10 protein-coding genes are annotated in these 11,072 nt (G+C 36.9%); all 10 read right to left on the bottom strand.

Annotated features, from left to right (window positions below; genetic code table 11):
* Nucleotides 1–86 precede the first annotated feature (86 nt).
* Nucleotides 87–593, bottom strand: coding sequence for a hypothetical protein (locus tag G6N06_RS18205; protein ID WP_163518136.1), 507 nt, complete (start codon nt 591–593; stop codon nt 87–89).
* Between the two features lie 175 nt (nt 594–768).
* Nucleotides 769–1,335, bottom strand: coding sequence for a hypothetical protein (locus G6N06_RS18200; RefSeq protein WP_163518135.1), 567 nt, complete (start codon nt 1,333–1,335; stop codon nt 769–771).
* Nucleotides 1,336–1,426: 91 nt separating this feature from the next.
* Complete coding sequence (locus G6N06_RS18195; protein ID WP_163518134.1) at nt 1,427–2,344, bottom strand: hypothetical protein; 918 nt, start codon at nt 2,342–2,344, stop codon at nt 1,427–1,429.
* Between the two features lie 113 nt (nt 2,345–2,457).
* The gene (locus G6N06_RS18190) at nt 2,458–2,862 is read right to left on the bottom strand and encodes a hypothetical protein (protein ID WP_163518133.1); all 405 of its coding nucleotides are present in this window, start codon (nt 2,860–2,862) and stop codon (nt 2,458–2,460) included.
* A gap of 13 nt (nt 2,863–2,875) precedes the next feature.
* Complete coding sequence (locus tag G6N06_RS18185) at nt 2,876–4,234, bottom strand: hypothetical protein (RefSeq protein WP_163518132.1); 1,359 nt, start codon at nt 4,232–4,234, stop codon at nt 2,876–2,878.
* A 317-nt stretch (nt 4,235–4,551) separates the two neighbouring features.
* Complete coding sequence (locus tag G6N06_RS18180) at nt 4,552–6,891, bottom strand: transglycosylase domain-containing protein (RefSeq protein WP_163518131.1); 2,340 nt, start codon at nt 6,889–6,891, stop codon at nt 4,552–4,554.
* 106 nt (nt 6,892–6,997) lie between these two features.
* Entirely contained in the window at nt 6,998–7,690 is a 693-nt protein-coding gene (locus G6N06_RS18175; protein ID WP_163518130.1) for a DUF4369 domain-containing protein, read from the bottom strand.
* Nucleotides 7,691–7,816: 126 nt separating this feature from the next.
* Nucleotides 7,817–9,031, bottom strand: coding sequence for a DUF819 family protein (locus G6N06_RS18170; protein WP_240338104.1), 1,215 nt, complete (start codon nt 9,029–9,031; stop codon nt 7,817–7,819).
* Between the two features lie 552 nt (nt 9,032–9,583).
* Nucleotides 9,584–9,769 (bottom strand): type II toxin-antitoxin system antitoxin, encoded by a 186-nt coding sequence (locus tag G6N06_RS18165; protein ID WP_163518129.1) that lies wholly within the window; start codon nt 9,767–9,769, stop codon nt 9,584–9,586.
* A 108-nt stretch (nt 9,770–9,877) separates the two neighbouring features.
* Nucleotides 9,878–10,738, bottom strand: coding sequence for an SPFH domain-containing protein (locus G6N06_RS18160; protein ID WP_163518128.1), 861 nt, complete (start codon nt 10,736–10,738; stop codon nt 9,878–9,880).
* Nucleotides 10,739–11,072: the final 334 nt, after the last annotated feature.

The raw sequence follows: 11,072 nt of genomic DNA, 5'->3' as shown, positions 1-11,072 counted from the left end.
GAGACATAAGGTGTTGGTGGTGATGGCGCTCTGGTTTCTATGATTACTGTAAAATAACGCTTATTGAAAAAACTCACTTTGCGATGTTAATGATCAACAATAGTAATACCGACCTTGTAGGAGACATATTCATTATCATCTATTTTTTTTAAGAAATAGATGTCTTTAAAAACATAATCTTGTTTCGCTATCTTTTTCCAACTATTATTGAGGATCCATTCATAATCCACCAAGTTCAGTCTGTCAATTTCGCAGCTTGATGCTTTAAGTCTTTCAGCTGCGAGGACTTCAAAGGTTAATTTTCTAACTTTAATGTTAAGATTGTCCCTACCACTTGCCGGATCAAAATGATAGCTGCCATTCTTTTTTGCTTCTTCTACTTTTTTTTGATGGTACTGATACTCTTCTTTATTCAATAAAATTATAAATCCTATTTTTTCGCCATACATAATATTATTAATGGCATATTCGGAATTAACATCTTCTAAGACAAAATACACATCTTCTTTTTTTTGAGAAAAGGATATTATGGAGTGTGAAAGCATTATTAAAAACACAATCTTATTGACATTCATTTTTTTTAGATTTTTCATAATTTGCAATAACAGTTATTATTCGTGTTTTCTCCTTTTTTGCGTATAGTGAGTCGGCATATCGATTTTCCCATGCTTTAGTATTTGAAAAATGATTTATAACAAACTACACTAAATTTTATCATAGCGCGAAGTTTTTAGGTATTGCTGCCATCAGATAAAAGACCTTACAATTCTAATCTTCTCTCTTTCGCCAGGTGGTGATGCTTCCGTTTTTATTCCTGACCGTAAAATATTTTCGTTTAATTTTTTCTATTTGAAGGGTGTCTATTTGGTTTCTTATAGGTAGACCATAGCCATCTTTTTGTAAAAAAACAGAGATGACTTGGTTGTAATTTCTATCTAAGGAGAATTTATAGGATTGAAAACCCACATTTGAAATTTCGACCTGTAACGTATTACTGTTTTTTTTTAATTTTATTGCCGCAATACCCTTTTTGTTTGAGGCAACCCCGTTGAAACCGTATTGCGCTAAGCTATCTTTATAAATAACACTTACCGCTGGTAGCGGAAGACTATCAAAATCAAAAACATTGAATTGTATATGAATGGAATCCTTGTTATTAGTCCATATTTCTGAAAAATGGTGTCCTGTTTTTATTGGTTCAGTTTTATTGTAATTTAAAATTAGCTTGTTATCCTTGAATAGATACTCCCCATGTCCGAATTCAAACACTCCAGTGTCACCACTATATTCATACGCGAATTTTTTTTTCGTTTCAAATGTTAAACAATTAGACATGTTCTTCAAATCATAGTCTTTACAGTATGATCCATTAAACTTAATTTGAGCTTGTATATTTATACAAAACATGCCAACTAAAATCAATATTTTAGCATTTCGTACCCTTTGAACTTCCATTTCCATCTTGTTCATTTTTTAGTATATTTTTGATTATATCTCTATCTGATTTATTAGGTACTAAAGCTTTAAAAGAATCTGTTGCGATTTGATTCCCATAGGAATCTTCGTAATAGAGCCCTCCATATGCCATACTTTTATAATATTCCCAATCTAAGGTTTGATGACCTCTGGAATCTGTTCTTGTAATGCCTCCCGTACCATATTTTTGGTCCCAGCTTACGAGCGAAATTGCCATAGCATCGACATATTGGCCCATAAACTCGTGGTGAAATCTGTTTTTTTCTACCGCTGTACCGTTGGGATTAAATCCGTTATCTGTAGCGTATTTATCCATTGCAATCTTAAAATCCCAGTCATTCAGGTCAATGAAATTTGCATATTTTGTATTCAAATAGGCATGAACCATTTCGTGAATCATAGTTCGAGCTATTGAAAGACTTGTGGCACTCTTGAGGTAGGCGTCACCAATCGTTATTGATGATCCTATCGTGCTCCCACCAGAATTATTTAAGTTTCCATTAGTAATTGATAAGTTGAATGTGTTTGAATCATTAAACAGCTTTAAAATAGATTCCGCAAAAGTTAAGTTCACTTTTGGTGTAGGTTGCATCACCTGTTGTAAGATGTTCTTTTTAATCATTTCAATTCTCAACCCTTCAAAAATGGACTTTGCACACGGGTTGGTAAGGTTATTGATAATTTCGACTTCCGTAACATTCCCACCATAAATTCCACCGCCACCAAAATTCCAGTTATTCTCGCAGCCCACTTCACAATTACCCTGACTCTGACCGCCGTCAGTTGGATACATATAGGCGATTGAGACATAAGGTGTTGGTGGTGATGGCGCACTGGCTTCTATGACGACCTCATCTAACGAGCACAAATCACAGTTCGCAAGAGAAGTGACTCTTTCCGTTTACCTAAGTTGAATTCTATTGATAGTTTGACCTTTTGATCCTGATCGATCATGCGAACAATACAATAGGAAATTTAGGATTATTCAATTTCAAAATTGGCTATTACTTGAATATATTCAACACCGTGATCTGTCTTTTTAACCAAATAGATAGTGTAATTATTCAAATGCTCCCAAAGTCTATAATCATTAAGCTTAAACTTTTTGTGCTTATTATAGTATATTGAGGAGCGCACATATTTTTTGAGACAAAGAATTTTTTGTGGTTCTTTATGATGTTCAGTTCTAATTTTTTCAAAGAAAAATGTACCTTTCCCAACATCATTGCTATCTTCTAATAGAAATGAATTTTCGACATATTTTGACTCATAGAGATAGTTGCCGTCTAACTTGAAATATAATGTATCCTTCGCTCTATCTTGTGCCGATAAGTTTAAAATTGAATAAAAAAATAAACTTATACTAAGCAAAATTAATTTTCTCATAGTATTTGGGTTGTTAATCTATACAGTTTACCTCTTTTGTTAAAATATCAACTCTTATAGATAAATTATTAATTTCCTCTTTTTTTTCGGGAGATAAGTCAGTCCATGCTTTTACATCATGTTCTTTTAATCCTCTCCAAGCCAAAGCTTCATAGAAATCGTCATTGGGAACTTCTTCGTAATAAGTTGTATATTTATTGTAATCTTCTGTGAGCACATTTTTGTGAAAGTCCTTTAGAGCATTCTTCATGACGTTTACATAAAGAGCACCCATAGCTTCGTGCTGATCTGAATACGCTTCATAAGTTTTTTTGAAATCCAAATCTCCGCTTGATGTATATTTAGTATTAAGCTTTCTGAAAATGTCTGCGTGTATATATTCATGTAAAATTGTTTTTGCCCCTTCGAGTGCAGCATGTTGGTTTGTTTTAGAGGTGCTTATGCTTATGGTAATTACTTTATTTATTGGTGGAGACGTTGTTCCGTTTACTTCTTCTCCTGTTTTTTGCGATACAACTTTATCTTTAGATTGTATTTTAATGTCAAATTCAGATTCTCCTTCAAACTTTTTTAACAGATTTCTGACAAAATCTGTTCCATTTTTCGTCAGTAGATCATGTAGGCATTTTTCCTTGCCCGTAAGCTCATTGATGATTTCTTCTTCCAAAACCTCCCCTCCATAAATTCCACCGCCACCAAAATTCCAATTGTTCTCGCAGCCCACTTCACAATTACCCTGATTTTGACCGCCACCAGTTGGATACATATAAGAGATAGAGACATAAGGTGTTGGTGGTGATGGCACTCTGGTTTCTATGACAACCTCATCTAACGAGCACCAATCACAGATTTTAAAGGGGCACGCACAACTGCCATCGGTGTCATTGGTGGAGTCCCGTTTTAATATGGCGCTACTTTCACCACCTTGGGCGGTGTTATCCGTATATTCAGATACGATGGCGTTATTTTCCAGCTTAAAGGCTTTTAAAAAATTTCCATTGATGTCTGTTATTAAAATTTCGCCAGAAAACTGAGTGTCTGTTGAATGTTCGAATGGGTTTAAGCTCACCACGGCACTTTGCACTTCACCGTTTATTTCTAATAATGCCAATTTGCTATTTAAAAAGCCATGGATCGTTGTAACAGGTATGACGGCAAGCTGTTCATTACTATTGGTTATGGCTTCATAATTAATCTCTGGTACTACCGAGGTGATATAGCTTTGTGTAGCACTGCGTTTTTGTGCCTGTTCGGTCTGATTTATAAAGTCAAGAGCTTTATGTAAATCTACGGTTTTGAAATAACTGTCATTTTGTGCCAGGTCATCTTTCTTGTTACAGGAGGATAACACGATGGACAATGCAAAAATCAAAACTAAGGGGGGTGAATAATTTTCTGTAGTGGTTTAACATGGCTTATGTTTTATGGTTTTGCAATCAAGTTAAGCAATAAATTTTACATTTACTTACGGGAAAACCGTAAAAAAGCTAAGGTAAAACCGTAGTGTTTTGTGTTTATTTGGGCTGTGTTGCTTCAAACAGCTTAAGGGAAAACAAAAAAGCATAAGTTAATTTGGACCAACAAACTAGTGTCGGAAACCGCAATAATATGCTTTTCAGGACCAGAAAATGGATAAGACAGTAGGTAGAGAAATGCAAAATGATTGGAAAAAAAACATGGTAGAGCCCATCAGTTTTGATGTTCATCTTCCTCTTTATCCTTCTTCTTCAGCCATCCAAAAATACCGCCCCCTTTCTTTTTCTCTTTCTTTTCAAATTTGCGCTCGTCTTTATTGCTGCCAAAAAGACGTTTAAAAAAGCCGTCAGTTTTTGTGGGCTCACAATCCAAAGAATTTAGAACAGTTTCGGAAGGCGTTTCAAAAGACGCTTTCGTGAGGCTGTTGTATTTGGAATCCGCATTTAGTTTCTGGATGTATTTCGCAAAAATAGGCAAGGCCGAATTGGCGCCTTGACCAAGTCCGGTAGAGCTAAAACCTATTTGTTGATTGTCATTGCCAACCCAGGTTACCGTAACCAATTTTGGCATAATCCCAACAAACCAGCCGTCTTTGTTATCTTGCGTTGTTCCAGTCTTTCCTGCAATGGCATTGGGTAATTGGTAACTTGATCTTAACCGTGCTGCAGTGCCTTCGTTGACGGTAGCTTTCATGAATTCCAGCATCACTTGTCGGGTATCAACACTAAAGGCCATGTCCTTCTTCGTTGGGTCGTCTGGATGCAGGTCCTCATAAGAGGCGATGATATTTCCATCTTTATCTTCGATTTTCGTAATAAAAACTGGATTTGACGGTTTGCTTCCATTGACATATGACGTATATGCTGTTGCTAATTCTAAAGCTGTAAGATTGGAAGCGCCTAAAGCTATCGATGGAACTGCTTGAATATCACTGTTAATCCCCATGCGTTTTGCTTGTTCAATAACATTGTTAATACCCGTTTCATAAAGGACCTTTACGGCAATGGTATTAATGGAATTGCTCAATGCATATTGCATCGAGTAATTCAAATCGTCATCTTCAGTGCCTCCAGCATTTGTGGGGCGCCAATTATCTACATCAGTATAAGTAATCGCTTTTATCGGGAAATAGGTGCACGGATCTATTCCATTATCTAAAGCTGCGGTATAGACAATGGGTTTAAATGTAGATCCAACTTGACGCTTGCTTTGTACAATATGGTCAAATTGGAAAAATCCGTAATCTATACCACCAACATAAGCTTTAATGGCACCATTGGCAGGATCTAAAGATACGAGTCCGACGTTGAGAAATTTGGAATAATATTCCAAACTATCTAAAGTGGACATGGATTTGACCGTGGTTTCATCCCAAGAGAATAAATCCGTTTGATGTTTTTGACTCAAGGAATCTTCAATGGCTTTTTCATTTAAACCTTGTGCTTTGAGTTTTTTATACGCACTTAGGCGCTTTTTGGCGGCTTCAAAAGCATGCTTTCCTTTCAGCCAAGGGGCATTCTGTCCGTAGGCCTTTTCAAACTGGCGTTGCAAATCGCGCATATGTTCTTTCATGGCTGCTTCTGCATAGCGTTGCATCGTATTGTCTAAGGTGGTGTAGATTTTTAAACCGTCGTGATAAATATTATACATCTCACCGTCTGGTTTTAAATATTTTTTTTGTCTGAGCAAACTGTCCAACTGCTTTTTGATCTGTGCTCTAAAATAGGGTGCCAATCCTTCATTAGGTGCGTAATTTTGATAGTCGATGGTAATACTATCGGCTTTAGCTTGGCCAGCTTCTTTTTCAGATAGGTAACCGTATTTTTCCATTTGCTGGATGACTACGTTCTTCCTGGCATTTGATTTTTCAGGATAACGACGCGGATTGTAACTTGTATTGGCTTTAAGTGATCCAACTAAAGCTGCTGATTGAACCAAGGTCAAATCCTTAGTGTGGGAATTGAAAAATTTTTCAGAAGCACTTTCAATACCATAAGTATTATCTGGAAAAGGCACTGTGTTGAGATATAATGTGAGAATTTCTTCTTTTGAATAGAGGCTTTCAATCCGTCTTGCGACGATGCTTTCCCTGATTTTGTTGACTACAATCCCCAAAGTACCATAGTCTTTTCTGCCAAATAGATTTTTGGCCAATTGTAGGGTAATAGTGCTGCCGCCTCCGGAAGAATCATTAGACAGTAAAATACTTTTAAAAAAAACACGGAGTAAACTTTTGTTATCTATTCCGTTGTGATCATAAAACCGTACATCTTCCGTGGCAATCAAGGCGTCAATTAAATGTTGAGGAAAATCTGTATACTTGATCGATTGTCTATCGTAAACATAAATTTTACCAATCAAATCATTGTTGACATCCAAAACTTGGGTGGCCTGACTCTGTTTTAAGCGTGCCAATTCTTCTGAATCTGGGATTTTTCCCCAGAGACCAAAATAAATGCTCGCAAAAAAACAAATAAAAAGAGCTAAGAGGATACCTAAGCCGTAGCCTATTCTCTTAGCCCATTTGATAAGTTTGACCTTGTTAATGTTCATTATTCAAAATGCCTTTACAAAGTAACGTATATCCATGTAAAGTATTTCAATTTTCTGGTCGTTTAATAACGACTTTAAACATCAAAATATTAAAAAGTGAAAAAACCTATTCTTTTTTACGTTCATCAATTAAGTCTTGCAGTGCCTTTCCATATTTGGACGATTTAATATCGGGTGGCAAGGCCTGGTTGATGGTATCTAAATATCTAAGATTGGCATCAGGTATTTCTGAAATCGCCAAATATGGAGCAATCTCACTATCTTTATTGTTGATGGCGAAGTTGATGGTGTACAGATATTTTCTGACAATCAAGTTGTTGTATTCCTTTAAACTTGAATCCATCTGAATGGAATCTTTGCTTCTTTGGGCCTCTAGGTTATCTCTGATAAGGTCAAGGTTTTTATCTTTAAACTTATCCATCATCAATTGGTACTCTTCCAATTTTTCTTGTTGTACGGAACCTTTGATTTTTGCATCCATTAAGAAGTTTTTTAACGTGGTGTTGATTTCTGTAATGCCTTCAGCAGCGAAAAATGGAATGAGGTTGTTTTCTTCACCGTGTTTATCGAGTTTTAGGTAAAGAACCTCCGGAGCATCCAAATGTGCTTTCAATTCAAATTCCCTTTCACCAATAATATTCAGGGAATCAATGGAAACGAGCAAGGTGTCTTCAACTTTTTGAAGATATACGGTTCCTTTTTTTAAACCTTTGATGGTTCCTTTAAGAATGAAATTTGAGTTGTCCTTTGCGCAGGACGATACAATAAGTAAGGAGATGATAAACGCTAATCTTTTCATTTATTTTTTTTCGTATTTAATTACTGGGGGTTATGTCCGCTTCAGAATTAACTTTTTACCCTGAATCCTGAACTTTGAACCTTGAACTTTTTGGTCGGCAAATATCCTATAAAATTCCATTTAAAACTAACCTACAGAAACTATTCTCATGAGTTCAGCACATAAAAGTGCCCCATAAGTTCCTACTACATATCCAAAAACAGCTAAAAGCGCACCTACCGTTGCCAATGACGGATGGAAGGCCGCTGCCACAACAGGGGCGGAAGCTGCACCACCAACGTTTGCCTGACTTCCAACGGCTAAGAAGAAGTAAGGAGCTCTAATAAGTTTGGCAATTAGGATTAGGAGTCCCGCGTGAATGGCCATCCAAACCAGACCTATTAAAATAAGGCCTGGATTTTCGAAAATCTTTCCTAAATCCATTTTCATCCCAATGGTAGCCACCAAGATATATATGAACACACTTCCCACTTTACTCGCACCAGCTCCTTCGTAATTCTTGGCTTTTGTAAAGGACAGCAAAATTCCAATTAAGGTTGCAATAGAAATTAACCAGAAAAATTGACTGCCAAAGGATGATAAGGCGCTTCTTGGATCGCTCACAGCTACAAAGTTATTGGAAAGGTAAGTGGAGATGACGTCGGCGCCATAGTGTGCAATCCCAACTGCTACAAAGGCAAAGGTCAGGATCATTAATAGATCAGTCAAGGATGGGATCCGGATAATTTTTTCGCTGAACGTCTGTACTTTTTCTTGCAATGCGTTGATTGCCGTGTTGTCCGCTTTTAACCAGGTGTCTATTTTTTCTCTCTTGCCAATACCCAATAAAAGTACTGCCATCCATATATTGGCGACGACAATATCTACTAGAACCATACCTCCGTAAAGTTCTTGGTTGAACCCATAAATTTCCAACATGGCGGCTTGGTTGGCACCGCCGCCAATCCAACTGCCTGCTAACGTGGCCAAGCCCCTCCAAACGGCGTCAAAGCCAGCACCGCCAACCGTTTCAGGGGAAAAGGTGGAGATGATCAGAATGGCAATCGGACCTCCAATAATTATTCCGATAGTTCCCGTAAAGAACATGACCAACGCTTTCCAACCCAAGTTGAAAACCGCTTTCAAATCGATGCTAATGGTCAATAGCACCAATGAAGCTGGTAAAAGATAGCGACTTGCAACATAATAAGTCTGTGAAACGTCAGCCGAGATCAATCCCAAAGAATTGAAAATTGCCGGAATCATATAGCACATTAAAAGTCCTGGGATGTACTTGTAGAATTTTGACCAAAAACCGCCTTTCTTTGATTCGGTATAAAAAACAAAACCAAGAGCCAGCATTAAAAGACCAAAGACAATGGCGTCATTCTTGAAAAGTACAAATTGATTGACCGTTGAAGGCTTTGTTTTTTGGGTTATTGAAACGAGGTTGTCATTATTGTAGAAGTTTCCTTCATCAATAGTAAGAATATGTTCATCTGAAAATCGATTGGTGGTATTCAGTTTTAAATCGAATAGTTTTTCCTTTTTTGAGATGGTAATTGGCGCTTCACTAGAATAATCGATAGTGTAGATGGAGCCAGTAGATCCAAATTTTAAGGTTCCTTTTGAAAATTTCTTATTTAAGACCACCTGATTTATGATGAGCGTAGGATCACTAGTGGATAACTTGATCAGAAAACTATTAAAGCTAATAGAATCGACGGTTACTGGAATATCAAAGTTCTCGGAGTAGTTTTCACTGGCTTTATCAATGGTCAAGGTTTGAGCCTGTGTAGATAATAACGTGGCCATAAAAAGACCTAAAAAAAAGAAAATTTTAAGAAAATGCGACATGTTAAGTAAGTTTGATGCGCAAAATACCACAATTTAAGTTTTAAAAAAAGCGACATTTTACTTGTCGCTTATAGAAGTGTCGCTGTTGGATTGTCTTGGGTGGCGGTTCGCTTTCTTTAAAGCATGCATGAGGACATACTCAATCTGGCCATTGGTACTCCTGAATTCATCGGAAGCCCATTTTTCAATGGCATTGAGCATCTCTTCATTAATGCGAAGCGCGAAGGCTTTCTTTTTAGACATTCGACTATGTGTTTTTATTGATTTTTTTTGTCACTTATAAATACAACTTATTTTCAATCTTTACAAATGAAATGATGGGTGCGATTTATACCAATGGATTGTTGTCATTTAATGATTCAACGTTCCGGCGTTCACGACGGGTGTTGCATCTTTGTCACTACAAAGAATGACCATAAGGTTGCTTACCATGGCTGCTTTACGATCCTCGTCCAAATGTATGATATCTTTTTTACTCAATTCATCCAAGGCCATTTCAACCATACTCACTGCGCCTTGCACAATTTTATGACGTGCAGCAACAATTGCTGTAGCTTGCTGTCGCTTAAGCATCGCATTCGCGATTTCTTGAGCGTAAGCCAAGTAACCTATCCGGGCTTCCAGAACTTCAATTCCGGCAATAGCCAAACGTTCTTCAAGCTCTTTTTCAAGAGCTTCGCTGACTTCGTTCACACTTGAACGCAAGGTGATATCTTCCGTTAGTCCCTCATCTGCGAAATTATCATATGGATACATGCTTGCCAACTTTCTTACGGCCGCATCGGTTTGAACACGCACAAAGTTTTGGAAATTATCAACATCAAAAGCTGCTTTATAAGTATTTTCAACACGCCAGACTAAAATTGTGCTAATCATGACAGGGTTGCCTAATTTGTCATTCACCTTCAGGCGTTCACTGTCAAAGTTACTTGCTCTCAACGAAATCTTGGTTTTTGTATAAAACGGATTGACCCAGTAAAATCCGTTTTTTTTGACGGTTCCAACATATTTTCCGAATAACAATAAAACTCTGGAGTTATTGGGTTGGACCATTACAAATCCTGGAGCGATAAGTATGGCTGCCACGATTGCGAATGCGAATATGGCGTTTTCTGTTCTGATTAATAAGGCAATGCCCCCAATCATTAAAATCAGGAACAAAAACAGCATCAAGTAACCGTTTGCAGGGATTATAATTTTTTCTTCTTTCATCTGGTAGTTATTTAAAATGATATCATATTGATATTATAAAGATATAACAAAAGTTTTTAATGTGCAAAGTGTCTTTTGGCACGGAATTTGAAAAGCTAATGGTGTAAGTAATTATGCTCTACATTACAAAAAAGGAGTAGTTAACCTTTAGAGACGTTAATATTTACATTTTGGTTGGTTAGTTAGTAAAAAAGCATCCTGAATTCGGAGGCCACTGAAAAAGCATCTCATTTTTAGTGATTACTTTAAAGAAGCGATAAAATAAACCGAAATTTATTTTATCGCTTCTTTTTTTGGATCTGTTTTGACGAAGCTGATTAGGCTTTACCACAAC

The organism is Gelidibacter japonicus, assembly GCF_010725055.1.
Taxonomy (GTDB): Bacteria; Bacteroidota; Bacteroidia; order Flavobacteriales; family Flavobacteriaceae; genus Gelidibacter; species Gelidibacter japonicus.
The sequence above is the reverse complement of the archived record's forward strand: the minus strand, read 5'-3'. Positions and strand labels throughout refer to the sequence as shown.

Bases quoted from the DNA above. Each gene is read 5' to 3' on its own strand.
- G6N06_RS18205 (WP_163518136.1), bottom strand. From the start codon at position 593: ATGAAAAATCTAAAAAAAATGAATGTCAATAAGATTGTGTTTTTAATA.
- G6N06_RS18200 (WP_163518135.1), bottom strand. From the start codon at position 1,335: ATGTCTAATTGTTTAACATTTGAAACGAAAAAAAAATTCGCGTATGAA.
- G6N06_RS18190 (WP_163518133.1), bottom strand. From the start codon at position 2,862: ATGAGAAAATTAATTTTGCTTAGTATAAGTTTATTTTTTTATTCAATT.
- G6N06_RS18180 (WP_163518131.1), bottom strand. From the start codon at position 6,891: ATGAACATTAACAAGGTCAAACTTATCAAATGGGCTAAGAGAATAGGC.
- G6N06_RS18175 (WP_163518130.1), bottom strand. From the start codon at position 7,690: ATGAAAAGATTAGCGTTTATCATCTCCTTACTTATTGTATCGTCCTGC.
- G6N06_RS18170 (WP_240338104.1), bottom strand. From the start codon at position 9,031: ATGCTGGCTCTTGGTTTTGTTTTTTATACCGAATCAAAGAAAGGCGGT.
- G6N06_RS18165 (WP_163518129.1), bottom strand. From the start codon at position 9,769: ATGTCTAAAAAGAAAGCCTTCGCGCTTCGCATTAATGAAGAGATGCTC.
- G6N06_RS18160 (WP_163518128.1), bottom strand. From the start codon at position 10,738: ATGAAAGAAGAAAAAATTATAATCCCTGCAAACGGTTACTTGATGCTG.